The following is a 26,334-nucleotide window of genomic DNA, read 5'->3' on the forward strand; positions in this document are numbered from 1 at the left end:
GGCGGAATTTGATGATTAATTTGGTCTGCCGGCACGCTTTATATGCGAACGTTGTAGGGCATTATCAACACAAATCTCACAAATGAACATAGATAAATATATTTTTATTGCCGGTCCGACTGAAGAGCAATTGAACTCTGGATTACAAGAACTGGCTGAGTTATATTCTGATACAGGATTTACCGAGGGTATGTCAGTACATAAATCATTGAAGTCCGACAATCAGTACATTGTTAATTTTAGTAATATGCCGGATTTTGAGCGATTTAAATACTTTGTGAACTTTCTGCATTATCCAATAGAAACTCAATACACAGCAAAAGTCATGGGATTCTGGACTATTGGACAGTTGGACAAGATCCCTGAGCAATTTAGCGGAAAGAGATTGCTGCTTTATGTTTCTGAGAATGACACTGAAGGAGATAGTGTTTTTGCTATTTACCCTGGTGCTAAATCAACGGTCAAACTTGGATTTGCTATGGGGGAAGAATATCAAGAACTTGAATCAAAGGAATTCGAATTTGTAGAACCGCAACTGAATAATGAGGATTATAGATTGGTAAGTACAATTAGTCCTGATCCAAATGCAAAGAAAAAGTCCGCCAGTGGGTGTGCTCCTGTTCTTATTTTATTTGGACTTTTATCGGTCGGACTTTACTTATTGAACTAAAAAATACCCTACAACATGGTGTAGAAAAACATATGCTAAAGTATCATGTCGCTTCAGGCGGTGCGGCTCGCTCCGCATTTCTGCTTGCATTCCATAGTGGGATGACAACTATAGCGTAGTAGGAACTTGGAAATAGCATAGCTTTTATTGGAGCAGGTAGGTTGAGAAAGTTAGCAGAAAATGCTACGTTTAGTTTTTTTATAGCCTCGTGTGGCATACGTTTTCTACACAGGCGTTACATGGCATAATCGGCTAAATGAAAGACTTACTTTTAATCACTTTTATATCTCTTCTCTTTGCTTGTCAGAGTCAACCCTTTGATCATCCTGCATCAACTCTTGATGATTTCAATACTGAACAAATCTTCTCTAACAACTTGAAATCAATAAAACAATATTCCAGAGTCCCAAGTACTAATCCAGATTCATTAATAGAGCCTATTGGGTTGATGCTCCGACAAGAATTCTCATTCAATAGAGCAGGTAAGCTTATTGATACAAGATGTATATCGTGTGGTGTGCAATTTCATGCTGAACCACACCATGTCGATCTCATTAAACAAATTGAATATGAAAACGGTCTAATCAATGGATACACTGAATTCGGATTTGACACTACATTATTTGAGGTCAAATACTTTGATAGAGTTTCATTAACCAGAGGGTTCAAAGATCAAGAGCAAGGTTTTACTTCAATTGAACATTACGATTCGATTGGCCGACTAACTGAACAACTGAAATTTGAATTCTTTAGCTCATATGCGTACGAACAAAGTGTTCAACAAGTGTTTTTCAGAAAAGTAGCCTATGAGTATGATCCCGAAACAACTTATAAGCAAAGTTTTAAACAAACGGGTCAAGTTAACATGGTTACGTTGACTCCTGAACAATTTGCCCTCCTTAAAACGGATAATATTGAAAAAATTGAAGAACTGACCAACCTCTATGAACTTGAATCTATTGGAACAGAAGTGATTAAGTACTCCAAGTCAGGGAATGTTATCCTCAGACGAATGCACAATACAACTTATCCTGATGAGACGTTATATGAGTACGATGAAGAAGGTCTGTTAAAGATGAAAAACAACAAATACAACGGGCATGAATTCGTCTCAGAATATCGATATGAAAAATGGTAAACGCCATGTAACAAACGCTATGAATGGGGTTTTATCGGTCAGAATATTTTCGTGGGGATTTGAAAGTCTGCCATAAGTTTTAAATTTGAATCAAGGTGTGGCTACTGCGCTTTCGCGAAGCTTCAGCGGAGCAAAGTGTGCGAGAAGAAAGGTTAGTACATTCTAATCCCACTCATCATAGCTGGTCGTCATGGGCACTATCTGCTAGTCGAGTTAACAAATATGAAACAAACTGCTTACGGCAAACCACTTTTTCTGAATGATACTGATCAAGTGACACATTTGAATAAAATTGAAGTTCTTGATGAGCTTTCAATTCAATATTTAATCTTCAAAAACCCTGAGTGTCTGCCGATAAGCGATATAGATGAATCCTATAATCCTGTAATACCTGTCTGCACTGAACTAAATACTACAGTTGGGCCACTTGATATTCTGATGGTTTCTCCGAACGGGGAACTAACAATTATTGAGACCAAACTTTGGCGAAATCCTGAGGCAAGAAGAAAGGTAGTTGCCCAAATTCTAGATTATGCCAGGGAATTGTCTAATTGGACTTATGAAGATCTTCAACGAGAGATAAACCGAAGGCTTGGTAAGAAAGGAAACACTCTCTACAATTTGGTGAAGGCATTTAATCCCAATTCAGCACTTCCTGAATCTGATTTTGTGGATTCTGTCAGTCGAAACCTGGAAAGAGGAAGATTTCTTCTTTTGATTGCAGGAGATGGTATTCGAGAAGGAGCGAGCGGGATTGCTGAATTTTTATCTAATGCCGGTCACCTGAACTTCACATTCGCTATGGTTGAACTGACCCTTTATCAAGCTGAAGGGTTAGGCAAATTGATTGTGCCGAAAACATTGGTGAAAACAACCGAAATATCGAAAATGACTGTTGAGATTCCTGTAGGTTTTATATTAACTAAGGATGATGATTTTGAAGTGACCAAGGCCACCCCAGTTCAATCACCTGAAAAAGAAAGAGAGAGGAATTTTTACATTAGGTTTTGGAATGAACTGATTGCTGAATTATCGTTTGACGACCCTGGACAACCTATACCAAAACCAGCAGTAGCTCAAAACCTATATGTTTATCCCGGAAACACAAAAAAGGCATGGATAAGTGCCTATTTTATGAAAAGTCAAAAACGGGTTGGGGTTTATTTCCGTGTTCAAAATGATCAAGAGGGGAATGAGATTTTGAAGGCTCTTAGTGAGGATAGAGATTCAATTAGACAAGAACTTGGTAATGAGGTGATGTGGAGTTGGGATGATTCGGGAGACGTTGGAGTAAGATTGCTGTGTGATGATGTTTTTGCAGAAGAGAACCGGGAAGACATTAAAGAATTCTTCAAAACTTGGCTGAACACTTTTGTGAACGTAATAAGACCAAGAATCAAGAAAATTTCAGTCTAACTGAAGAAGTAAAGCCATAACATTCGCTATCAAGTCATGGGGTTTCGGTGGGTAAAGAAAGTATTTGGATATTGCAAAGTTCAGTGCAACCTTTAACTTTGGTAGATAAAAATCCTTATCTAGCGCAAGCGTCCGCTTGTGCTTTTTCTTTCCAATCACCTCCCATGCCAACTGTTCAAACCCTCAATTGCTGCTAAATCAGCCAGTAAAAAGTTCGAGAATTCACTCCTTCCCGCTACTACGAAGCCGATTACGACAGTGATCGGCTTTTTTATTTTAGATAGATTTAGTTAACGCAGAGCTTTTAAGAGGTTCTGCGGGGAAGTGTGTTATCTATAATGAAATTTCAATCAGCTATATTTCAGGCATTAACAGGCTGGTTACTGAAAGTAATTGGCTTTTTGTTTTGAATAGATTTAGGTTTGTGGCCACAGAGATGTGAGGAGGATATTTTCATCCAGCTCTGTCGGCAATAATTATAAATTAAATTTCAGTCTAAGTTGCTAAACGATTTAAAGAAGGACTATGAAAGAGAATAAAGTGCTAAATTATATTGAAGAAGTATTGGATAACGTGCCAAATGACTGGTTGAGGCTAACCACCCATAGACTGGATATTTATAACGAAGCATTGGCCAAAACCCAGTTTTTAGAACAGTTTGAAGGCTTGTTTAATGAAAATAACGCTGCAACATCATCGCTCAGCGAACTACCTACTGCTTTCGACTATATTCGATTAGGTCATCCACTATCTTGTGTGCTGGAATGGGCAGTTTCCAAATTAAATGATCTGAAGTCAGATAACGTAATCAGTTTTTCATCAAAGACGGCTCCGGTTTTAGCAGTCCTTAGAAAAAACTTATTAGCCAATAAGGACACCCAAATTATTTATGCCGGTGAAGTACCTGAGTATTTTGATGCGGAAACTGTGAAGCGTGTATACGGATATAAATTTGATTTAAAACAGGTTAAGGATATAGCGAATATTGCTGCGTTTGACGGCAGCACCGTGTTCATTTCGCAACAAGGGGAAATTGGTAAGGCAGCTCTCTCTCCAGATATTGACTTTTTTATAAGTGTTTATGCTGACCTCGGCAGTATGATATTGGTCAATGGTGAGAAAAATGAAAATTACATCTCAGAAATTCAGCATGTCAGAAGAAGAGAGACCATTGCGATGACGCCAGCCGATTGTTTTTCAGCCTTGCAGCGGCTGATAGGGAAAGCCTCTCCGGCAGATAAGAAAAGTGATGTGGAAGCCGACAAAGCAAGTGTATTAGCTTCTATTAAAGCGATCACAGGTGCACCTGCAAAGGCGCTAATTGGTTCCAGCGGACTATCTATTCAGTATGCCATTATGATGGGGCTTGTTCACGATGCCCTGGACAGGCACAAAGGAAAGGCCATCAAATTTATAGTTCCTCCCAATTGTTACGGTGGCACCAACGACCAGGCAAGACGAGTAGCTGCCTGTATTGATCATGTTGAGGTATTGGACCTGCTCGTTGACCGTGATAATAACATGGTTCAAAGTATTGACAGCGTTTTAGATAAAGTTGCTAAAGAAGATGCTGTCCCTTACATCATAGCTGAAATTCCAACGAACCCAAGAGTTGAAGTTCCGGACCTGAAAAAGCTGAGAGAAGTTTTAAGTAAAAAGCGTAAAACACCGTCTGGTGAAGTGGCTATTGATCCGGTGTTTATACTGGACCAGACCTTTTGCCCTAACGTGCAATTCGTAAGCGAAGATGGCATACTTTCTAAGATCAGGACTATTTCTTATGTGAGCGGATCTAAATTTCCAAGTGGAGGGAAATGTACCGCAGGTTACAGTGTGGCAAATAAAGAAGCCGAAGCTTTATTGGAAAAAATAGAGAAACACCTAAGGCTTTGCGATAATGAGGCTACAGACCTTCAGGTGAAGATATTAGCAGAGCAATTGCCGTCAATGAATCAGAGAATTGAAGAAGCTTATAAGAATACGCGTGAGTTTGTAAACTTTATAAAGGAAGCTTTACCCGCGGCCAAAATTAATTTTGTCTCAGAAGAGTTGGCAAAAGAAGGCTTTACGCCTTCGGTATTTTCATTAGACCTTCCTACCAAAGGTAACACAGATGAGGAAAAGGAGACTTATAAAAGAGCGTTGAATAATGAACTCATCAATATGATGATTAAGGAAATTCCCAACGAGAGCAAGTACTGCGTCAGTTATGGACAACTGAAAGGGTGTTATTGGACCATACCGGCAACTTCCACTCAAGGGACGACCAAGGAAGGCGACAAGGATTATATTGCCCGGGTTGCACTTTCTCCTGACCTTGACCTGGAGCGTCATAAAGAAGTCTTTTTGGATTTTGTGAGAAAAATTTGATTCAAAGCCGGTCAGTAATGATCGGCTTTTTTGATTTTCAGTGTGTCATGTTTATGTGGAGGGGGAGGTGTTTATTCTCAAATCATCAACTTTTCTTTTAGAAACCAACTCATAAACACAAGGTATCACCACTAGGTCAGTGTGTTTTGGTTTTAATATGTCAGGAAACAAATTTGCTGGTCTCATATCCAAAATCCCTATCCCTTTGTGCAATGCAAGGTTGAAAAAGTTGCCATCATTTGGACGGTTGACATTTCTAATTTCATTTCTGAACATGATTTAAGCGCCTGGTCAGTCGTATATTGACTTGCTCAGGCCGCAAACAGGCCAACAGACCTGCACCAGCATTGTCAATTTCATAAAAACACGCCTGCTCAAGATGCTGATATTGTATATTTATTATTAAATTCTCTATTTTGATAAAAAATATCTAAATAATCGATCAAATGTTTGCTAAAATTTGAATTAAACAACCATTTAGCTACCTTTGAATTGTCGATAACGATCGATTACAATGTAGGGTGATGAAATTGGCAGACATGCCCTCCGGTCTCGGGGGTGGAGGTCACGGGATAAATTCTTTGAAGTATCCAATAACACTTTGAGTACTAACCGCTCCGTGGAGGTTCGAATCCTCCCTCTACAGCAACAAAAAAGCAGCCTTTGAGCTGCTTTTTTTATGCCCTTAGGCCTGTGTGAACAATATTGGATCAAGCGTAAAACCTGTGGAGTAAATAGATTGGAAAGTAAAATAAGTAATGTGAAACTTACCACTGAAAATCAATAAACCACCCTTATTGTTATATTATACGAGTTTGCCAACTGCTTTTGCCGACTGCTATTAACAACTGTCTGTCAGCAAAGAGGTAAAAATTTAGGGGCTCCCCAGAAATTCCACTTGATCCCCTTACTACTCTTTTACGGGGAAGATCACTTTTAGCTCCCGCTCGGAAATATAGGTTTCCCACGTGGCAGAGTCTATTTCAACCCCCTTGCCTTTGGCAAATTCTAAAGCTTCAGCTCTTACCTCTTCGGGGGTAGGCATTACAAAGTTATGAGAATTGATCGTGGTGAAGATTATCTGCTGGGAGGGTACCCGCCTTACTTCTACTTGTTCTGTTAACGTATCGGGTTTTTGAGGCATGGCAGCCCCGATAAATTGTTTAATAACCTTACCCTTCTCTTCCGAAGGGTAATTGATGATCATAAGCGTTGCATCCTTGCTTCTTTCGGCACGTGCTTTAGCATCAAAAAAGAGTTTTTCGGCTTTGGGGTCATTATACCGGCCTTTAAAGTATTCACCTGCTATGTAGAACTCGGGGTGTGTAGCCATCCTGAATTCCAGCGGTTGATTGCCTCCCAGCTTATAGTAAAAAATGAATGTCACAATTGAAAGCAGAACCACCAGGCCGATTAATACTCTTTTTATCATCTTACAGTGAATTAAAGGCGTATCTGACGCCTACCGCAGCAAAGAAACGAAATCTAAGCGGTTTATCCACAATTTCGCCCAGCAGGCTTACCTCACTAAAGCCTACAATCGGGTAGTCCTTAAATTCGTACTCCACACCCAGAATACCTTCCGGGCCGAGATCGATATTCGTTTTGGTGTCGTTGGCAAACAGGGTGCTTTCGCTAAAGTAGGTGTATTCGACCTTTGAGAGTCGGAACTGTCCACCCAAACCCCAGTACCAGTCCAGCCGGCCTTCGACATTGGCGGGGAAGGGATTATGAAGCAGGTAGCGGCCTTGTAGTGCAAGGGTGTATTTTACATCATGATCGGAATAGCGAAGCCCGTCATACCGATCCAGGGCGTTGAAGGTGTCTTTGTAGTAAGCCGAATGACGGTTTCTGGAAGTAGTGCCCAATGTAAACTCAACGGCAGTGCTTCCGGGGAGATAAGCTTTGTACGAGATGCCTACCGGGTCCCCTATCCGCAGGCCAAGGCCCTGGTTAAGCTTTTGCGCGTAGGTAAATTGAAAGATTAAAGATAAGCCAACTATAAAGCCTGATGCTTTATAGATCGTTTTCATAGACTGTGATAAGGTTACGTTTTAAAATTTTAAAACACATAACGGATACCAACACCGCCCTGAAACCTTATCCATCCCGGATCTTCCAAAACATCTGAGAACATTTCTATTTCCAGGAAGGCAGAAACCGGTAGCTCGAAATAGGCATACTCAAGGCCAAGGGCACCTGTTGGACCCATTGTAAACCTATTAACGTCAAACTTGCCAATTTCATTTTCATTAACATTGATTTCTAAAAAATACTCGTATTCAATGTTGAGCTGACGTACCTGCCACCCGGCGCCTATGTACCATTGCAAGCCACTCAAAAGCTTGGATGCATCATGGTGATAAAGCAGTTTTCCTTCTGCTACCCACTCCGATTTGACTTTGTGACCAAGATAGCTGATAGATGCACTGCCCAATAAAGAGTCAGAAATAGAATAATTCACGAAATTATCGCGGTGATATTTGTTGTAAAGCCCACTTGCTGCTGATCCTACATCGATGGCTACAGCGAAGTTTTTTGTGGCGTAAAATTTATAGGTTATGGCGAAGGGATCGCCAAGCTTAATTCCTATTCCCTGGTATGGATATTTGCTATGCTCAAAAATGGGGCATACTACTTTGGCCTTTGCTTTGGAAACCTTTACAGATTTGTAGCGACCTTTATAAAAAGAGCTGTTCTTATGCCTTTTTTGAGCAGGACTTTGCCCCGCAAGTAAAATGCAAAACAGCAATGGGATGATATACCTGAAAAGTGCAAAGGACATTAACCGCAAATATAGACTAATTAAATATTAACCTAAAAAGATTATATAACTCCTGGTACAACCAGACCAATCAAGAATTTTGGCCACGTAATATTGCAGGAGTTAATGATCCTATATTTAAACCTTAAAAAATGCACACGAAGATGCATAAGTCCCTGCAAAATAGTTAAATAATTTCTTTGTACTGCATTTTATGAAGTTGAGTGTAGTAACCGTTTTTAGAAAGCAATTCTTCGTGGTTCCCAACTTCTTTTATTTCACCCTTGTCAAGTACAATTATCTTGTCAGCTTTTTGAATGGTCGAAAGCCTGTGAGCAATTACAATGGATGTCCGGCCCTTCATCATTTTATCAATAGCCTGCTGTATCAGCTCTTCTGTTTCTGTATCAACTGATGAAGTGGCTTCATCGAGTACTAATATTTTAGGGTCGTACACCATGGCCCTTACGAACGAAATAAGCTGCCTCTGCCCCACGGACAGTGTAGAGCCTCTCTCCATGACGTTGTAATCCAGGCCTCCCGGCAGACGCTCGATGAATTTTCTGGCACCAACCAGGTCTGCGGCATGTAGCACTTCCTCTTTCGTTATGTTGTCGTTGCCCAGTGTGATGTTTTTAAGAATGGTATCGCTGAAAAGGAATACATCCTGAAGCACAACGCCTATTTTTGATCTTAGCGCACCAAGTTCATAGTTGCTTATACTTTCCCCATCTACCTTTATAGTACCCCGGTTGATGTCATAGAAGCGGTTAAGGAGGTTTATGATGGAGGATTTTCCTGCTCCCGTGGCCCCTACCAGGGCCAGGGTTTCTCCCGGTTTGACATTAAAGGAAATATTCTTGAGAACATACTCATTTTCATTGTAGGCAAACCACACCTTATCAAACTCCACCGCACCATCAATATGATCAGGCGCATGGTTTCCATTGTTAGGGATGTGTTCATCGTTGTCCAGAAGTTTTAAAATTCGTGATGAACTTACAATGCCTAACTGCAGCGTGTTGAACCTGTCAGCAATCATTCGTATCGGACGGAAGAACATTTGAATGTACATAATAAAGGCAATGAGCTTACCCATGGTAATGCCCGTTACAGCCTCATGAAGCACCCCTTTGGCGCCATACCATACCAAAAGGCCTATACCGGCTGCACTGATAATTTCTGCCACGGGAAAATATACCGAGTAGTATAAAACCGATTTGAGGTTTGATTTCTTATGCTCCCGGTTGATCTCTTTAAATTTTTCATACTCTCTGTGTTCGCTTCCAAAGATCTGTACGATGCTCATTCCGGTGATGTGCTCCTGAACGAAAGAGTTTAGATTGGAAACGGCATTTCTTACTTCATTGAAGGCAACTTTGATCTTCTCTTTGAAGATGTAGGTACTGAGTAACAGGATCGGCAGGGTTGACAAGCTTATCAATGCCAGCCTCCAGTCGCTGTAAAACATAACACCAAGAATAAAAAGCAATTGAAGCAGATCGCCCATCATAGCAGCGAGACCCTGGCTGAATACATCTGCAAGGGTTTCGATATCGGAGATCGTTCTGGTAACCAGACGGCCAATAGGCGTATTGTCGAAAAACTTAAGCCTTAAATTGACCAGGTGCTTATAAAGCTGGATGCGAATATCCCGGATCACATATTGGCCCAACCAACCTGAGAGATAGGTGTGTAAATACTGAACAATGGCCTGCAGAACGAGCAGTCCGGTAAGTATGGCAATCATCATCACCATACCGCTATAGTCACCGAATGCCACGAAGTTGTCCAGCGTGATCTGGATAAGGAGTGGCCTCGCTGGGGCCAGTATGCCTAAAGCTACTGTGAGAAATATAAGAAAGTAGAACTTGCCTTTATAAGGACTTACAAACTTCATAAGCCTTTTCAGGACCTGCATGTCTACGATATTGCCGCTGTTAACTTTTTCTTTTTCCAAAATTCTATTCAGGGAAAATCTCCCGGGGATATTTTACTGCTGTCAAAAATAAACCAGCAGCAGGAGCTGACGCACCTGCTTTTTTCCGGTCTTTACTTTCTATGATTTTTTTAAAAGCTTCTGTTCGAAGCTTTCCTTTACCGACATTTAATAAGGTGCCCACTATGGCTCTTACCATGCCTCGCAGAAATCGATTCGCGGTAATATGGAATATTAGCATATCACCCTCCACAACCCATTGTGCCTCCGTAATGTCACACACAAAGTTATTAACATCAGTCTTAACTTTGCTAAAACACTCGAAATCCTGCTTCCCGATTAATAACGAGGCAGCTTCATTCATAGTTGTGATATCCAGTGATTTTGGGTGGAAATAGCTCATATTTTGCAGGAACGGGTTCTTCCTCAGGGTTATCCGGTATTCATAACTTCTCGAAAGTGCTGAAAACCTGGCGTGTGCATCTTCCGAAACATGCAGAATAGCATTGATGCTGATGTCCGGAGGCAGATAGCTGTTAAGCTTATACTGCAGGTTATTCACCGGGATATCTTCCGGCAGATCAGCATGGAAATATTGCTGTGAACAATGCACACCCGTATCTGTACGGCCGCTACCCATTATGGGTATTTCTGCCCTTAATATTACGGCAAAGGCTTCTTCTATCAATTGTTGAACGGTAGTAGCATTTTGCTGTATTTGCCAGCCGTGGTAGTTTGTGCCATTATAGGCCACCTCAAAAAAGTATCTCATGAGGCCTCCTTCATCAGGTTCTGGAACACGTCTACATACCTTCCTACATCATAGCCATCCATGAGGGCATGGTTAACGTGGATCGAAAGGGGCATTAGCTTAATTCCGTTATTTTCATACACCTTGCCGAAGCTTATTTTTGGAATGGAGTCAGACATGGCATAGTGTCTGGCGTGAGATACAGCGGTAAATTTGATCCAGGGTAGCGCAGAAAAATGGATCACATTTTCGCTGCTCGTGGCAGGCACCAGGGTAGTCTCTTGGCTTACACGTTCTATTTCCTGTGCGGCAGCGGTGTAGAAGTCGTCAAAAGAGGGTATATACTCCATATATGAAAAGCCAAAAGTGCCGTTTGGACGCGGTACAGTAGGCGAGGCATTGACTGTTTCATACCGGGCAACTTTATCGCCCTCTATTCGGTACTTAAATGCTTCTATTTGATTTGCTGCTGTTAAGGCTTTATGCAAATAATAAAGAAAGAAAGAAACACCTTTCCTTTTTGCTTCGGCGTATGCCATGGAGCAGTCTATTTCTACCGTGACTCCGAAAAAAGGTTCGTCAAAACCTTTGAAAAAGGAAAAGTGATCCTTTCGTTCCCACTGGTCAATGTCAAGGTAAGTTTTCAATAAACTATTTGGGGTTACAGTTTTTCATAAATTACGGCAGCTCCCTGGCCTACTCCGATGCACATGGTAGCGAGACCGTATTTGGCCTGCTCCCGCTTTTGCATCTCGTGAAGTAAGGTAGCGCTTATTCTGGTTCCGCTTGCCCCCAGCGGGTGGCCTATGGCAATAGAGCCTCCGTTGACATTTACTATCTCCGGGTTTAGGTCAAGATCACGCATACATGCTATGGATTGTGATGCGAAGGCTTCATTAAGCTCTATCAGGTCTAGGTCTTTTGCCTGGAGACCTGCTCTTTTCAATGCTTTTTGCGTAGCAGGTACCGGGCCTACGCCCATGCAATCAGGGCTTACACCGGCAACGGCCATGGAAACTACCCGGGCCATAGGTTTTAGGTTATATTTTTTGAGCACATCTTCATCCACTATCAGTGAAGTCGCGGCACCATCGTTGATTCCGGACGAATTTCCTGCTGTTACAGTCCCTCCGTCTTTAAAGGCAGGCTTTAAAGAAGCCAGTTTTTCAAGGGGAGAAAAGCGGGGGTGTTCATCGGTGTCAAAGTGAATAGCGTCGGCTTTGCGTTGAGGGATCTCTACCGGTACTATTTCATTTTTAAACCTGCCGGCTTCATGTGCATTTTTATATTTTAACTGTGAGTTATAGGCAAATTCATCCTGCTCCTCTCTGGATACTCCCCATTTCTCTGCTACATTTTCTGCTGTTTCACCCATGGCAAAAGGGTAGTGAAGTTTGGATAGCTTTGGATTTGGGAACCTCCATCCGATGGTGGTATCGTAAGTTTCAACCGCACGGCTGTAAGCGCTTTCCGGTTTGGCCGTCACGAAAGGTGCACGCGTCATACTCTCAGTGCCTCCTGCAATGTATACCTGGCCTTCTCCCAGCATCAACGCGCGTGAAGCATCCATGATGGATTGTAAGCCCGAGGCACACAGGCGGTTAACGGTAACACCACCGGTTTCAATTGGCAGTCCGGCCATTAGAAGGGCCATCCGGGCCACGTTCCGGTTATCTTCCCCGGCCTGATTGGCAGCTCCGAAAATTACGTCTTCTACCAGGCTTACATCCAGGCCCGGATTTCTGCTGATCAGGGATTTAATAACATGGGCTGCCAGGTCATCGGGGCGTACTGAGGCCAGTGTGCCTCCAAATTTGCCGATCGGTGTCCTTAATATATCTACAATATATGCTGTTTTCATTTCAAATACAGTTTGTAAACCGTGAGGTTTGATTTAAATTTGCACTCGCAATTTAAGCCAATAGCCATATGTTACAAAGGATTCAAACCGTATTTCTGTTACTTGTAGTAGTGTTAATGCTCCTTATGTTATTATTTCCTTTATGGACATATCAGGCCGAGGATGGCAGCGTAACTTATGTGCTTACCTCATTCTATCTTGATGTGCAGGAAGGCGCAGGCGCAGAGGCTTCCAAAGTTTACTCCCCTTATGTATTTGTGGCGGTGCTGGCTATTTCAGCCGCTATTGTTGGGATCATTGAGATTACCAGATTCAAAAACCGCTTGCTTCAAATGAAGCTTGGAGCTTTAAATTCGCTGTTTATGGCCGGGGCTATGGGTTTAGGCTTATACCTTGCCAGCAATCTCATGGAAGAAAAGCAGCTTCAATACGGCTGGAGCTATGGAATGGCAGTATTCTTTCCTGCTGCGGCTATGATCTGCAATGTGATTGCCAACCGTTTTATTAGAAAAGACGAGCGTCTTGTTCGTTCTGTTGACCGCATCCGATAAGTTAAAATTTTTTCTTTTTCAAACCTCTATTGTGAGCCGGACCCGGTAAAAGCCCGCTTTCGGTTCTTCAATTAACGGTAAAGGGCCATGTTGTATTTTGGTTTCGGCCATTATTGCATTGCCTTATTATGTATACCTTTTCTTATCTCTTCCTGCACATTGCTGACTGCTCTTGCCTACAGCCTACTACCACGGGTCTGTCATTATGTCACTTTTTATCTGCTGGAATGGTATTTGGAAATGCACAAGGGTAAACCAGAAAATTAGATTTAAAATAAAGAATAAAAATGGCTGAAAAAGGTACTATTTCGATTCACACGGAAAATATTTTTCCGATTATCAAGAAGTTTCTGTACTCTGATCATGAGATCTTTTTAAGAGAGTTGGTTTCTAATGCAGTAGATGCTACCCAGAAACTGAAAAGGTTGTCATCTCTTGGCGAGCTGAAAGAAGATATTGGTGATACTACAGTAGAAGTAAGCTTTGATAAAGAGAAAAAAACGATAACTGTAAGCGATAGAGGTATCGGTATGACTGCCGAGGAGATTAAGAAGTACATCAACCAGATTGCTTTCTCAGGCGCCACCGAGTTTGTAGAGAAGTTTAAAGACAAAGGTGATGCAAAAGACATCATCGGTAAATTCGGTCTTGGCTTCTACTCAGCTTTTATGGTAGCCAAAAAGGTGGAGTTGATCTCCAAATCATACCAGGACGGCACAGAAGCTGCCAAATGGACATGCGATGGCTCGACAGAGTTTGAAATTTCCGAAGCGGAAAAAACTGACAGGGGTACGGACGTTATTCTGCATATTGCTGACGACTCGGAAGAATTCCTTGACGAATGGAGACTGAAGTCAATCCTTGAAAAATACTGTAAATTCCTGCCTGTACCCGTAAAATTCGGAACAGAAGAAAAAAGGGAAGAGGATGGCAAGGACGACGAAGGGAAGCCGAAATATAAAACTATAACACAAGACCGCATCATCAATGATACGGAGCCGTTGTGGACTAAAACCCCTGCTGACCTGAAAGATGAGGATTACCTGAAATTCTACAGGGATCTTTACCCTATGTCAGAAGACCCGCTTTTCTGGATTCACCTGAACGTAGACTATCCTTTCAATCTGACAGGTATTTTGTATTTCCCTAAAGCTAAAAATGACTTTGAAGTACAAAAGAATAAAATCCAACTATACTCGAGACAGGTATTCATCACTGATGAGGTGAAGGACGTTGTGCCTGAGTTCCTCATGTTGCTGCATGGTGTTATCGATTCGCCTGATATTCCGCTTAACGTATCAAGAAGCTACCTGCAGTCAGACAGCAGTGTTAAGAAAATCAATAACCACATTACCAAAAAGGTTGCGGATAAGCTTACAGAGTTATTTAAGAATGACAGAAAGGCTTATGAAAGCAAGTGGGACGATATTGGCATTTTTGTGAAGTATGGTATGCTCAGTGAGGATAAGTTCTATGAGAAAGCCAAAGATTTTGCTTTACTTAAAAACACCGAAGGAGCTTTTGCTACCCTTGATGAGTACAAGGAAAAGGTAAAGTCTAGCCAGGAAGATAAAGACGGAAACCTCATTTACCTGTATACCTCAGATGCAGCGAAGCAAGATACCTACATACAAGCTGCTAAAGCAAAATCTTACGACATCCTTTTGATGGATGGTATCATAGACAGTCATTTTGTGAACTTCCTGGAGCAAAAGCTGGAGAAAACCCAGCTTAAGCGTGTGGATGCTGAGACTGTGGATAAGCTCATTGATAAAGACGAGAAAATTGAAAGTGTGCTTAGCAAGGACGAGGAGGAGAAGGTAAAAGCTATTTTTGAAAAAGCGGTCAACAACAAGAGCATGAATATCTCTGTTGAGTCTCAATCGCCTGATGAAATGCCTGTTACTATCACCATGTCAGAGTTCATGCGCAGGATGAAAGACATGGCCAAAATGGGCGGTGGCGGCTATGCTATGATGGGTAACATGCCCGATCAGTTTAACCTGACGGTTAATGGCAACCACGCAATAATCGGGAAGATCCTGAGGGCTAAAAAAGAGGAGAAAAAAGAGCAATTGGCCAAGCAGGCATATGATTTGGCTATGCTTTCCCAAAATATGCTTTCAGGCGCTGATTTGACTAATTTTATAAAAAGAAGCATAGAGCTTGCAGGGGAATAACCTGTAAACATGACTGAACCAGGCCACCCGGAACTTTTCGGGTGGCTTTTTTATTTTTGAGATGAAAATAAAAAATGGTTATTTACGTTGCCAAATAATAAACGAGCTCAATGTTTCTGAAATATTTAGTTTTACTATCCACTACATTTTTGCTGGTTACATCGCTGCATGCCCAGGAAGCCGATCCTGAGAGCACGGACAAGATGTTTACTATTGATACCCCCATTACCATTGATCTGGAGGAGGATGAAAAGGAAGAAGAGTATGTAGAGCCGAAAAAGAAGAAACGCAAGAAGAATGTTTTTTACGGCCTTAAAACCAAAAAGCGCTACACTCAAAAAGGGAGCGGAGATGGAAAGACTTATGAGCTTTTCTATGTGCTGAAAGAATATGTAGAACCAGATCCCTACGTCAGGGATGTTTACTGGATAGATTACCGTCGTGGAAAAATCAGAAGTGAAGGAGAGGTGGACAAGGAGTATGGAGCAATTCTTCATGGCCCTTATAAAAAAATGCAGGGAGACCAGGTACTGGAAGAGGGCATATTTTACAAAGGAATGAAGCATGGGCGCTGGGTAAGGTATGATAAGAATGATATTCTCATTGATAAGGAAAAATATTACAAAGGATGGCCTAAAGAGTCACTCGTAAGCTACTATGATCAAAAAAGGGAGAAAATGAAAGAAATTATCCCTATTGAATACGGAGAAAAAGAAGGGAACTACTATTACTTTCACAATAATGGTAAGGTAGCAGTGAAGGGTGAATATAAATGGGACAATAAAGTGGGAGACTGGGTGGAGTACTATCCTACCGGTCGCAGAAAGAAAATAATCCGGTATTCTAAAGACCCTTTCGATAAACAAAGCAAGCCCTATATCTACAAAGAATGGAATAAACGAGGCAAACTCGTTTATGAAAGAAGATAAGCCCTCTGTAACATATTGTATTAATGCTTGTAAAATATTACAAGTGTAATAATTTTAATTCAACACCCGTTCTTGTTTTTGTTACATACTAGATTGCTTTTATACATCAATAATTTGTTGTAACTATTATTTCGCCTGTAAAATCTTACATGCGCCAATTTTGCCTATTTCCGTAAGTGTGAACATTTTGTTAGATTACTTTATTACTAGTTTTCTGATACGGCAATAACAATACGATGATGAGAGGTTTTCGGAGGCATTTTTTTGTTTGTTGCGTTCTGTTAATATTGTTGGTATTCAATGTTTTAGCTTATGCTAAGTCAGATGAAAAACCAATTACTTGTCAGGTTTCCAATGAGGTTGTTGATGTAAAGGTTCAGTCAGAATTTTTCTCGGGACTTTTGAGTACTGATAGTTGGCCTGCGAGATGGAATTGCGGCATTTGGACACCCTTTCATGGGTGGTTGTACATTGTTTCTGATTTCCTGATCTGGCTGGCTTACTTTATGATTCCTTTAATTCTTGGGTATTATTTGTATAAAAAGCAGGATGGGATTCCTTTCAAGTTCATTTTTCTGCTGTTTATAGCCTTTATCCTATTTTGCGGACTGACCCATCTTATTGATGCGATTATATTTTGGTTTCCCGTCTACAGGCTCAGCGCTTTCGTCCGGTTTCTTACGGCCATGGTTTCAATGGGTACTGTGTTGGCCCTGGTAAAAGTCACCCCGGAAGTATTAAAATATAAAAGTCCCGAAGCTCTTGAAAAGCTGGTGTCTGAGCTCACCGCCCTTAATCGAAGGTTAAAGGATGAAATACTGCAGCGTGAAAGGGCAGAAAATGAGCTGAAGCGGCTTAATGAAGACCTGGAGCGCAAAGTTGATGAACGCACTGAGGACCTGAAGGCTTCAAACAGCATTTTAAAACGGACAAATGAGCTTTTTCAATCAGCCCAGGAAGCCGGTAAAATAGGTGTGTGGCAAATGAATGTGAAGGAAAGCTCCATATTTTGCTCTGAAGAAGTATATCGCATTTTGGAGTTAACCAGCATAACAGACTTCAACTTTGAAAAAGCCCTCGGCTTTGTGCATAAAGACCATCGCAACAAGGTCAGAGAGGCAATAGCCCGGGCCGAAAGAACCTGTGAGAGCTATGATCTGGAAGTGAAATTAATAACGGCCAAAGAGAATAACATTTGGGTCAGAATAGTTGGTCTGCCCGTAGTTAAAGATGGTAAAATGGTTTCATTGAGAGGCCTGCTAATGGATATAGACCTGGCCAAAACTTCCCAGGAGAAAATGGAAGCGAGCAAAAGGGTGCTCTCACTGGCTTTGGAAGCTGGCGAGATTGGTGCCTGGAACTGGAATATCAAAACCGGTTCGCTGCAATGGGATGCTTATATGCACAATTTGATGGACCACCCGAAAGAGAATTTCAAGGGCATAATACAGGACTTTACTGAACGCATACACCCTGATGATATGGATTTGGTAAGCGATGCGGTAGGTGATACTATAAGGAAGGATGTTAAGTATGATATTGTTTACAGAATACTTTCCCGTGATGGGCAGACAAGGATCTTGCACTCCAAAGGTGAAGTTACAAAAGATGAGAACGGCGAACCGGTGTCCATGATAGGCATTTGTATGAACATAACTGCCCAAAAGCTTTATGAACAAAACCTTAAGGAGAGCGAACAACGGTTTAAAGCCACTATTGATTACAGTCCGATAGGGGTGGCTCTCTTGGGAACTGATGGCGCGCTGATCAAAGTAAATAAGGCATTGACACATATGCTTGGCTATAGTGAAGCTGAGCTGTTAAAGCTAGGCCTCCATAAAATAACCTACACTGAGGACCGCAACCTTGACCTGGAGCAAAGGAAAAATTTACAGCAGGGCAACATTCATACTTACCAGTTAGACAAGAGGTACTTAAACGTTGATGGCTTGCCTATCTGGGTTCAGCAGAATGTTTCTGCGGTGCGGGATGAAGCTGGTGACATAAAATATTTTATTGCTCAGATCATGGACATTACCGAAAGAAAAATGGCAGAGAAGCGTATTCAGGAGGTAGTTAGGCAGCGCACGGCGCAACTGGAAGCCACCAATCACGAACTGGAAGCTTTTAGCTATTCTGTTTCTCATGATCTGCGCTCTCCGCTTCGAAGCATCCACGGTTTCAGCCAGGCGTTGATGGAAGACTATGCAGATCAGCTTGATGATATAGGTAAAGATTATTTGAAAAGGGTGTCATCGGCCAGCGTGAGGATGGGAAGGTTGATAGATGATCTGCTTGCCCTCTCAAGGATATCCCGGCAGGAGATAAGTTTTGAGCCTGTTGATGTGTCAGCCCTTGCCTCGCATGTGGCTGAGCATTTAAACAATGACCAGTACACCCATACCGAATTTACCGTGACCCCGGGCTTAAAGGCTTCTGCCGATAAAGGTTTGCTAAATGTGGCGCTGGAGAATTTATTTGAAAATGCCGCCAAATACTCCAGAAAGGTGCCAAATCCAAAGGTAGAATTAGGAGTTGAAACAATTAATGACCGTCAGGTATTTTATATAAAAGACAACGGAGTAGGATTTGACATGAAATATTCCGATAAGCTTTTTGGCGCTTTTCAGAGACTGCACGGAGACAATGAATTTGAAGGGACAGGAATAGGCTTGGCCACGGTTAAGCGTATTATTCACCGGCATGGCGGAGAGATATGGGCTGAAAGTGCCGTAGACAGGGGATCAACGTTTTATTTTACCTTAAATTGAATAACCAGATATGTCAGGAAGAATATTATTAGTCGAGGATAACGAAGATGATATTACGCTTACGTTAAGAGCTTTAAAAAAGAAAAATATTGCTAACGAAGTCACTCTTGCCCGTGATGGTGTAGAGGCTTTGGATATTCTTTTTGGGCGTAATGGCAAAGAGCGGATTAAACCTGCTTTGATTCTTCTCGACCTTAAATTGCCGAAGCTTGACGGGTTGGAAGTTTTAAAAGAAATAAGGCAGCACGAAAGTACAAAAGGGCTGTCGGTGGTAGTATTAACCACATCAAATCAGGAAGAAGATATCATCAAAAGCTACTCACTGGGAGCTAATAGCTATATCAGAAAGCCTGTGGATTTTGTCCAGTTCACGGAAGCAGTAGGTCAACTTGGTCTTTATTGGCTTGTGTTAAATGAACCTAACCCACAGATAAATGAATGATTCGTTAAGGATATTGGTCATAGAAGACTCGGAAGATGATTATGAATTGTTATTAAGGGAAATCAAAAAGGGTGGTTTCCTTACAGAGGCTGAGCGCGTAGAAACCGTTGAAGACCTGGAAAGATGTTTGTCTGAGCAATGGGATATTGTAATAAGCGATAATCGGTTACCGCGTTTGAATGCCCCAACAGCGCTGAGCGTGACACGATCCAGAAATAAAAACGTTCCTTTTTTTATTGTTTCCGGTACCATCGGAGAGGAAGCCGCAGTGGAAGCCATGCGGGCTGGGGCCAATGATTATATATTAAAAGGCAACCTCAAGCGGTTAATACCTGCAATAGAAAGGGAGCTTAAAGAGGCAAACAACAGGTTGAAGCGGCAAGCAATAGAGCAAAAGCTGGCAAAAAGCCAGAAGATGTATCAGTTTCTCTCTGGTAGCATTGAGGATGCCTTCCTGGCGCTGGATAAAGACCTGAAAGTGATCCACTGGAATGGAGCAGCAAAAAAGGAATTTAATATCAGGGATAAAAATATATTGGGAGCACATATATTTTCCATGTTTCCCGAATGGCTGGACTCGAAGATTGAAAGAAAAATTAAAAATGTTCAGCAAAAGACTAAGTCTGAACACCTGGCTTTTCAGTTCGGGCGAGACTATTTCGACGGGAGCATTTATCCGTCTGAAGGAGGGATATCTATTATAGTAAGAAAGGTAACGGAAAAGAAACAGGCGGAAGAAAATTTAAAAAAGATCAATAATGAACTGGAAACCCTGATGTATCGTATTTCCCATGATCTTAAAGGACCGGTAGCCTCAATAATGGGCTTGATCAACATCGGAAAAATGGACTTTTCCAACGATGCATTCCAACAATATTTAGGAATGCTGGACAAAAGCACGGTACAACTAAAAAATACGCTGGACGAACTCCTGAATTTATCAAGGATCAAACAAGGTCAGATAATGCCAGAGGAAGTAGTTCTGGAAGAGGTCATTAAGGATATAATGGATGGACTGAAATACAATGAGGGGTTTGGTGAAGTGGAACTGCAACTCCGTCTGAACAGTTCTCATACAGTATATAATGACAGAAGGCTGCTCACGTCAATTTTTCAAAACCTGCTTGAGAATGCCATCAAATACAGGAGAAAGTCGCGTAATCATAAATCCTGGATAGTGGTCGCTGCCAACAAGGAAGAAGGAGAACTTTTCGTGCAGGTAATTGACAATGGGCAGGGCATATCAGAAAAGCTTCAGGATAAAGTTTTTGATATGTTTTACAGGGCACATGAGTTTTCTTCCGGCTCCGGCCTGGGTTTATATATAGTTAAAAATGCCATTGAAAAGATCAATGGCTCAATAATGCTCGAGAGCAGGAAAGATGAGGGATGTAAGTTTGATGTTATAGTTCCTGACTGGAAACAACCACCAGCAACCAATTATAATGAAAATTAAAGGAGAAGAGGAGTTTGTCGAAATGCAGATAAATAGATGGAAACCTATCAATATATTGATTATTGAGGATTCCGAGGATGACTATGAGCTTATTAAAAGAAGGATTCGCCGCGAAGGATATAATTTAAACACCATGCGGGTAGAAACTGCCGAAGAATATGAAGCAGCCCTTGTTGATGAAGACTGGGACGTAGTGATCAGTGATAACTCTTTGCCCCAGTTCAATGCCAGATCGGCATTGGAGATCACCAGAAAAAAATATCCTTTTTTGCCATTCATCATTGTATCTGGCACCATAGGTGAGGAGGCTGCCGTGGAAGCCATGAGGCTGGGTGCTAATGATTATTTATTAAAAAATGACCTGGCCAGGCTTACACCTGCTATAGAGCGGGAAATAAGAGATGCAAGGACTATTAAGGCAAAAAATGCCGCTGACCGCGCTTTAAAGGAGAGCCAGGAGCGCTACAGATTGCTTGCGGAGAACATACAGGACCTGGTTTGCCTGCATAGTCCGGACTCTACCTACCTATGGGTAGGGCCGTCTACAGATCGCATTTTAGGGTATCATGCCGAAGAGCTGATTGGCCTGAAACACCTGGACCTGATCCATCCTGATGACCTTAAAGATCAGGAAATCAACCTTTTTGAGCAGAAAGGGGAGAATAATGGGAAGCCCTTTTCATACCGTATGAGGCGCAAAGACGGTGTATATATCTATCTTGAAACGATGTTACAGCATGTTTATGAGGGGGGCCAGTTGATCAGAATTGTGAGCACATCCCGTGACATCACCGAGCAGAAGCTTGCGCACAACCTGCTTACAGAAAGCGAGGCCAAATACCAGGGAGTGATAGAATCGATTGCCGAAGGTCTTATTTTATATGATGACCGTGGGCATATCGTGACATTCAATAAAAGCGCCTCAAGAATATTAAGAACAAAAACCACAAGCGTCCGAAAATTTGAGAAGGAGCTGACGGAAAGGTATCGTTTTTTTAAACCGACTATGGAAGTGTTTCCATTAGATAATTTACCCTCTAAAGTTACACTGCGCACGGGTAAACCATGCTCCCAGGTTATTATGGGTGTAAAAGACCGGGGTGATTTGATCTGGTTATCGGTCAATTCAGAGCCCTTTTTGCAGCCTAATGATCGTATAGGTGTGGTTGTTTCTTTTTCTGATATTACAGAGCAAAAGGTTTATGAAGACCGTGTTACAGCCGTAGCCAGAGAACTGACAACATTGATCGATACGGCCAATGCCCCGATTTTTGGGATTGACTGGAACGGGCGAATCAACGAATGGAACCAGGTGACGGCAAAAATTACCGGCTACTCCAAAACCGAAGTGCTGGGCAAAAAGCTAATCGATGAATTTATCCTTGACGGATACAAAGTGGCAGTCACTGATTTGCTTAAAAATGCATTGAGAGGCAAAGAGGTGACAAACTACGAGTTGCCTATCTATACCAGAACAGGCAAGGTGGTTACCATCCTCTTTAACGCTGCTCCCCGCAGAAACCTCGACTCAGAGATTATTGGTGTTATAGGTGTGGGGCAGAATATAACAGAGCTGATTGAGTACCGCGAGAGGTTGGAAATGAAAGTCGCTGAGCGCACCAAGGAACTGAATGAGGCCTTACAAAAAGAAAAGGAGCTGGTGGCTCTCAAGTCAAAGTTCGTTTCCATGGCCTCGCACGAATTCAGGACTCCACTGTCCACAATTACCTTTGCTACCAACTTCATTAAGCGGTATAAATCCAAACTTGGATTTGATGAAATAGAACGGAAGCTGGACAAAATAGAGGAGCAGGTAGGCCATATGACGTATTTGCTGGACGATGTACTTCTCATTGGCAAAAGCGAATCCGGGAAGATCAAGCTGCACCGCGTAGTCATCAATATCAAAGATTTCTGCAAAAAAATTATAGAGGAAGTTACACACAGCACCAAGCAGAGCCATAAGGTTTTGTTTTCTATTGTAACTGAGAAGAAAGAAATTGCCGTAGATGAAAAACTTTTGCGCAATATATTGATTAACCTTTTAACCAATGCCATTAAGTTTTCTCCGGGAAAAGATAAGGTCCTTCTGGATGTTATATGTGCACATGGGTTGCTGAATATGCAGGTAAAAGACTGGGGGATGGGTATAGAAAAAGAGGACCAGGAAAAGATATTTGAACCGTTCCACCGTACAAATAGTGCAGGTGCTATTCAGGGCACCGGGTTAGGGCTTTCCATAGTTAAGAAAGCCGTGGAGCTACAGCAAGGGTCAGTGGAAGTTGACAGTGAGGTAGGGAAAGGAACCAAAATAAAGATTCAGATTCCATTAGTCGATGAAAAAGATATTAGTAATTGATGACACGCTGCACCTTCTGGAAGAGATAAGGGATTTACTGCAAATGGAAGGATATGATGTAATAACGGCATATGATGCTTTTGATGGGATGCGCAAAATAAGTACTACCAACCCGGACCTGATCATAACAGATCTGCTGATGCCGGAGATGAATGGCTTTGAGTTGATCACTAAGATCAGGTCAATAGACAAACATCAGCTTACACCGATCATTGTGCTTTCTGCCCAGGCCACCAAAGAAACTGAGCAAAAGGCCAGAGAGTACAGTGCCGATGCTTACATTAGAAAACCTTGCAGTGCTGACCAGCTTATTTCATCGATAGAAAAACTGCTTAAATAAAAATTAAAATGGGACATATTCGCGTACTACTGGTAGATGACCACGCCCTGATGAGAGAAGGTGTTGCATCTATGCTTAAAAATGTAGAATTCATTGATGTTGTAGGCAAAGTGGAAAGTGGAGAGGAGGCCATAAACGCTGCGCAGGAGCTTTACCCGGATATCATACTCATGGACATCATGATGAAGGGGATGACCGGCATAGAGGCGGCGCGCTGGATAAAAGAGCAAAACAGCAATATCAGGATCATATTATTGTCAGGGGAAGTAAACCAGGACTATATATCCTTAAGTGCAAAAGTCGGCGTCAATGGGTATTTACCCAAAGACGTAAGCAAAGAGGCACTGGTCGATGCCATAAAAAAAGTATATGCCGGCGAAAAGTACTTTAGCCCCTCGATTATGAATATTGTCTTTGAGCAGTTTTATAACCAGGAGGCAGATGAAAAGAAACCTGCTCAGAAGAGCAAAGAGCTTACCACAAGGGAATTTGAGGTACTGGAGCAGGTAGCTATGGGTAAATCAAACCAGGAAGTAGCAGATGCCTTGTTTATAAGTATAAAAACAGTGGAAACACACAAAACAAATATACTCTCCAAACTCGGACTTAAGAATACTGCAGAACTCGTTAAGTACGCGATCAAAAACAACATCATTGAGCTTTAACCTCTGAGAATGTAGAGGTTATGCGGGTTTACCCCGATAAAACCCTCGGGGGAACTCACCAGCCCCCTGAGAATTCCCCTAGCCCACGCTGACAAAAACCTGATCGTAACCCGTATAACATTTCAAAAAGTGCCTTATCTCTGCTTTTAAGCCTAATTTCATAAGTGTACTTCTGATTTTTCCTTTTCAGGAATTCCCTCATAAAAACGGTCATGGTTATCATCAAATTTGCATAGATGATTTTAGTAGCCATGACAATTTTTTGTATTTCATTTAAGCATTTTTTAAGAGCATTGGTCATTTTTTTTGTAATGGCTTTTCCATTTTTTGAGGCCAGCGCTCAATTTGAACCGGAAGAGGTGGTAGAGGAGGAGAGTAATTCCATTTTTAGTCATAGGGGTATGGAGGCGTCCTTCGGCATGAAAACTTTTGTTATAGAAAGTGACGTGCCGGAGTTGGATGCCCTCCAGGTTTATGAAGAAGGTGGAAGCGCCGCCTTTATCTTCGGTAATTCTTACAGTCGCATTGTTGCCAGAGCTGTAGGGCTTTATTATTCCAACGCTGCCACAAAGCGAACAATTGATCTGTTTGAAGTTGAGATCAATAGTAATATCTACCTGCTAAAGGCAATGCAGTTGCCTTCCCGGAAAGCAGATGCCTATGTGCTGGCGGGGCTTAACAATCAAAGCATAAAATTTTACGGACATTATATAGATGCTGCCGAGCGGGCGAAGCAAGGGAAAAGCCCGGGCAGGGAGCCATTTTTAGGCAGTATTAACACCACCAATGTTAATCTGGGCCTGGGCGTGGAGTATCGCATTCAGGCTGAGAATGACTTTGTCCATTTTTTTGTGGAGGCAAAAACCAGCCTTCAACTGGGGGAGTCTGCTAATGTCAAAAGCCTGGAAAACACCAGCATTAAAGACCCTTATGCGATCAATGTAGGAGTGAGATTCGGCCGAAGAAAATAACCTAACCTATTAAAATAATGAGAACCACACTTAAAATTAAAGAGATGAATAACCTGCTCAACCAAGAGCTTTCTGAGGCAAACTCAGTACTCGATAAGTTTGTCTATAGTTGTTCTCATGACCTTAAGGGACCTTTGGCTTCCATAAAGGGGTTGATCCGCCTGGCGGAAAAATCAACCAGGGACGATATCACAGATGAATGCCTGCACCTGATCAACGAGAGTGTGGTGCGAATGGATAACTTCCTGAAATCCCTGGAGTCTTTCGTAGGCAACGCCCGGGGCCCGATCGTGAACACTACAATCTACTTTAATGAGAGCATTGCCAAAGTGCTGGATCATTACCTGGACTACGCAAGGGCAAATAAAATAAAGTTCCGCGTACGTGTGAAACAAGACCAGAAGTTTGTATCGGACCAGTTGCGTATCACTCTTATACTGGAGCACCTCATTCAAAATGCCGTGGTTTTCCAGGATTTGAAAAAGACGGAAAAGTTTGTGGATATAGATGTGAAAGTTACTCCCAAGCATGCCACAATAGAAGTATGCGACAATGGAGAAGGCATTTCAAAAGAAAACATCAATGACATATTTCAGATGTTTTACCGGTCATCCGAGTCTTCCAAGGGTTCAGGCCTTGGTCTGTACATTGTTCAGGAGGCGGTAAGCAAACTGGGAGGTGAAGTTTCAGTAGCCTCTTCCAAAGGAGTAGGAAGCAATTTTATAGTTAAAATACCAAACAATTTATAAATACTTTTTTAG

Annotated in this window: 22 protein-coding genes; 15 read left to right on the forward strand and 7 right to left on the reverse strand. The window is 41.9% G+C overall.

Going from position 1 to position 26,334, the window contains the following annotated elements; genetic code table 11:
• The first annotated feature begins 82 nt into the window (after positions 1-82).
• From E1163_RS24320 to E1163_RS24335, 4 genes are all read left to right on the forward strand, one after another.
• On the forward strand, positions 83-670 hold the full coding sequence (locus E1163_RS24320) for a hypothetical protein (protein ID WP_155175253.1): 588 nt from the start codon (positions 83-85) through the stop codon (positions 668-670).
• Between the two features lie 256 nt (positions 671-926).
• Entirely contained in the window at positions 927-1,808 is an 882-nt protein-coding gene (locus tag E1163_RS24325) for a hypothetical protein (RefSeq protein WP_155175255.1), read from the forward strand.
• Between the two features lie 222 nt (positions 1,809-2,030).
• Positions 2,031-3,224, forward strand: coding sequence for a DUF4268 domain-containing protein (locus tag E1163_RS24330; RefSeq protein WP_155175256.1), 1,194 nt, complete (start codon positions 2,031-2,033; stop codon positions 3,222-3,224).
• A 525-nt stretch (positions 3,225-3,749) separates the two neighbouring features.
• Positions 3,750-5,594, forward strand: a complete 1,845-nt coding sequence (locus E1163_RS24335) for a PLP-dependent aminotransferase family protein (RefSeq protein WP_155175261.1) — start codon at positions 3,750-3,752, stop codon at positions 5,592-5,594.
• 910 nt (positions 5,595-6,504) lie between these two features.
• Here E1163_RS24335 and E1163_RS24340 read toward each other — a convergent pair.
• The 7 genes from E1163_RS24340 to E1163_RS24370 form a co-directional block, all read right to left on the reverse strand.
• Positions 6,505-7,026, reverse strand: a complete 522-nt coding sequence (locus tag E1163_RS24340) for a hypothetical protein (protein WP_155175263.1) — start codon at positions 7,024-7,026, stop codon at positions 6,505-6,507.
• A 1-nt stretch (position 7,027) separates the two neighbouring features.
• Positions 7,028-7,627, reverse strand: coding sequence for a hypothetical protein (locus E1163_RS24345; RefSeq protein WP_155175265.1), 600 nt, complete (start codon positions 7,625-7,627; stop codon positions 7,028-7,030).
• Positions 7,628-7,656: 29 nt separating this feature from the next.
• The gene (locus E1163_RS24350) at positions 7,657-8,379 is read right to left on the reverse strand and encodes a hypothetical protein (protein ID WP_155175267.1); all 723 of its coding nucleotides are present in this window, start codon (positions 8,377-8,379) and stop codon (positions 7,657-7,659) included.
• Between the two features lie 166 nt (positions 8,380-8,545).
• Positions 8,546-10,279, reverse strand: a complete 1,734-nt coding sequence (locus E1163_RS24355) for an ABC transporter ATP-binding protein (RefSeq protein ID WP_155175310.1) — start codon at positions 10,277-10,279, stop codon at positions 8,546-8,548.
• 43 nt (positions 10,280-10,322) lie between these two features.
• Positions 10,323-11,069 carry a tRNA pseudouridine(38-40) synthase TruA gene (gene truA / locus E1163_RS24360; RefSeq protein WP_155175269.1) on the reverse strand — a complete coding sequence of 249 codons (747 nt, stop codon included), beginning with the start codon at positions 11,067-11,069 and terminating at the stop codon, positions 10,323-10,325.
• Positions 11,066-11,695: a chloramphenicol acetyltransferase gene (locus E1163_RS24365; protein ID WP_155175271.1), complete on the reverse strand. Its 630-nt coding sequence runs from the start codon at positions 11,693-11,695 to the stop codon at positions 11,066-11,068. Before E1163_RS24365 ends, truA begins: the two co-directional genes overlap by 4 nt.
• Positions 11,696-11,709: 14 nt before the next feature.
• Positions 11,710-12,909 carry a thiolase family protein gene (locus E1163_RS24370; RefSeq protein WP_155175273.1) on the reverse strand — a complete coding sequence of 400 codons (1,200 nt, stop codon included), beginning with the start codon at positions 12,907-12,909 and terminating at the stop codon, positions 11,710-11,712.
• 68 nt (positions 12,910-12,977) lie between these two features.
• Between E1163_RS24370 and E1163_RS24375 the strand changes: the two genes are divergently transcribed.
• The 11 genes from E1163_RS24375 to E1163_RS24425 all read left to right on the forward strand — a co-directional run bounded on the left by E1163_RS24375 (position 12,978) and on the right by E1163_RS24425 (position 26,322).
• Positions 12,978-13,460 (forward strand): DUF4293 domain-containing protein, encoded by a 483-nt coding sequence (locus tag E1163_RS24375; RefSeq protein ID WP_155175275.1) that lies wholly within the window; start codon positions 12,978-12,980, stop codon positions 13,458-13,460.
• A gap of 287 nt (positions 13,461-13,747) precedes the next feature.
• Positions 13,748-15,640: a molecular chaperone HtpG gene (gene htpG, locus E1163_RS24380; RefSeq protein WP_155175277.1), complete on the forward strand. Its 1,893-nt coding sequence runs from the start codon at positions 13,748-13,750 to the stop codon at positions 15,638-15,640.
• Between the two features lie 110 nt (positions 15,641-15,750).
• A complete protein-coding gene (locus E1163_RS24385) occupies positions 15,751-16,569 on the forward strand; it encodes a toxin-antitoxin system YwqK family antitoxin (protein WP_246223868.1) in 819 nt (272 codons plus the stop codon).
• 506 nt (positions 16,570-17,075) lie between these two features.
• A complete protein-coding gene (locus tag E1163_RS24390; RefSeq protein ID WP_185156198.1) occupies positions 17,076-19,340 on the forward strand; it encodes a PAS domain-containing protein in 2,265 nt (754 codons plus the stop codon).
• A 10-nt stretch (positions 19,341-19,350) separates the two neighbouring features.
• Positions 19,351-19,782, forward strand: coding sequence for a response regulator (locus E1163_RS24395; RefSeq protein WP_155175281.1), 432 nt, complete (start codon positions 19,351-19,353; stop codon positions 19,780-19,782).
• A complete protein-coding gene (locus tag E1163_RS24400) occupies positions 19,775-21,238 on the forward strand; it encodes a sensor histidine kinase (RefSeq protein WP_155175283.1) in 1,464 nt (487 codons plus the stop codon). The genes E1163_RS24395 and E1163_RS24400 overlap by 8 nt, the downstream gene beginning before the upstream one ends.
• Positions 21,228-23,597, forward strand: coding sequence for a hybrid sensor histidine kinase/response regulator (locus tag E1163_RS24405; RefSeq protein WP_155175285.1), 2,370 nt, complete (start codon positions 21,228-21,230; stop codon positions 23,595-23,597). Before E1163_RS24400 ends, E1163_RS24405 begins: the two co-directional genes overlap by 11 nt.
• Positions 23,575-23,937 carry a response regulator transcription factor gene (locus tag E1163_RS24410; protein ID WP_155175287.1) on the forward strand — a complete coding sequence of 121 codons (363 nt, stop codon included), beginning with the start codon at positions 23,575-23,577 and terminating at the stop codon, positions 23,935-23,937. The genes E1163_RS24405 and E1163_RS24410 overlap by 23 nt, the downstream gene beginning before the upstream one ends.
• Before the next feature lie 8 nt (positions 23,938-23,945).
• Entirely contained in the window at positions 23,946-24,602 is a 657-nt protein-coding gene (locus E1163_RS24415) for a response regulator transcription factor (protein ID WP_155175289.1), read from the forward strand.
• A gap of 311 nt (positions 24,603-24,913) precedes the next feature.
• Positions 24,914-25,573, forward strand: a complete 660-nt coding sequence (locus tag E1163_RS24420; protein WP_155175291.1) for a hypothetical protein — start codon at positions 24,914-24,916, stop codon at positions 25,571-25,573.
• Positions 25,574-25,590: 17 nt separating this feature from the next.
• Entirely contained in the window at positions 25,591-26,322 is a 732-nt protein-coding gene (locus E1163_RS24425) for a sensor histidine kinase (RefSeq protein WP_155175293.1), read from the forward strand.
• Positions 26,323-26,334: the final 12 nt, after the last annotated feature.

Source organism: Fulvivirga kasyanovii, from assembly GCF_009711405.1.
In the GTDB taxonomy this organism is placed as follows: domain Bacteria; phylum Bacteroidota; class Bacteroidia; order Cytophagales; family Cyclobacteriaceae; genus Fulvivirga; species Fulvivirga kasyanovii.

Coding starts and splice junctions, on each gene's coding strand:
- E1163_RS24415 (WP_155175289.1), top strand. CDS start 23,946: ATGGGACATATTCGCGTACTACTGGTAGATGACCACGCCCTGATGAGA.
- E1163_RS24405 (WP_155175285.1), top strand. CDS start 21,228: ATGAAAATTAAAGGAGAAGAGGAGTTTGTCGAAATGCAGATAAATAGA.
- truA (WP_155175269.1), bottom strand. CDS start 11,069: ATGAGATACTTTTTTGAGGTGGCCTATAATGGCACAAACTACCACGGC.
- E1163_RS24335 (WP_155175261.1), top strand. CDS start 3,750: ATGAAAGAGAATAAAGTGCTAAATTATATTGAAGAAGTATTGGATAAC.
- E1163_RS24385 (WP_246223868.1), top strand. CDS start 15,751: ATGTTTCTGAAATATTTAGTTTTACTATCCACTACATTTTTGCTGGTT.
- E1163_RS24320 (WP_155175253.1), top strand. CDS start 83: ATGAACATAGATAAATATATTTTTATTGCCGGTCCGACTGAAGAGCAA.
- E1163_RS24425 (WP_155175293.1), top strand. CDS start 25,591: ATGAGAACCACACTTAAAATTAAAGAGATGAATAACCTGCTCAACCAA.
- E1163_RS24375 (WP_155175275.1), top strand. CDS start 12,978: ATGTTACAAAGGATTCAAACCGTATTTCTGTTACTTGTAGTAGTGTTA.
- E1163_RS24400 (WP_155175283.1), top strand. CDS start 19,775: ATGAATGATTCGTTAAGGATATTGGTCATAGAAGACTCGGAAGATGAT.
- htpG (WP_155175277.1), top strand. CDS start 13,748: ATGGCTGAAAAAGGTACTATTTCGATTCACACGGAAAATATTTTTCCG.
- E1163_RS24410 (WP_155175287.1), top strand. CDS start 23,575: ATGAAAAAGATATTAGTAATTGATGACACGCTGCACCTTCTGGAAGAG.
- E1163_RS24330 (WP_155175256.1), top strand. CDS start 2,031: ATGAAACAAACTGCTTACGGCAAACCACTTTTTCTGAATGATACTGAT.
- E1163_RS24325 (WP_155175255.1), top strand. CDS start 927: ATGAAAGACTTACTTTTAATCACTTTTATATCTCTTCTCTTTGCTTGT.
- E1163_RS24420 (WP_155175291.1), top strand. CDS start 24,914: ATGGCTTTTCCATTTTTTGAGGCCAGCGCTCAATTTGAACCGGAAGAG.
- E1163_RS24345 (WP_155175265.1), bottom strand. CDS start 7,627: ATGAAAACGATCTATAAAGCATCAGGCTTTATAGTTGGCTTATCTTTA.
- E1163_RS24355 (WP_155175310.1), bottom strand. CDS start 10,279: ATGCAGGTCCTGAAAAGGCTTATGAAGTTTGTAAGTCCTTATAAAGGC.
- E1163_RS24340 (WP_155175263.1), bottom strand. CDS start 7,026: ATGATAAAAAGAGTATTAATCGGCCTGGTGGTTCTGCTTTCAATTGTG.
- E1163_RS24395 (WP_155175281.1), top strand. CDS start 19,351: ATGTCAGGAAGAATATTATTAGTCGAGGATAACGAAGATGATATTACG.
- E1163_RS24370 (WP_155175273.1), bottom strand. CDS start 12,909: ATGAAAACAGCATATATTGTAGATATATTAAGGACACCGATCGGCAAA.
- E1163_RS24390 (WP_185156198.1), top strand. CDS start 17,076: ATGATTCCTTTAATTCTTGGGTATTATTTGTATAAAAAGCAGGATGGG.
- E1163_RS24350 (WP_155175267.1), bottom strand. CDS start 8,379: ATGTCCTTTGCACTTTTCAGGTATATCATCCCATTGCTGTTTTGCATT.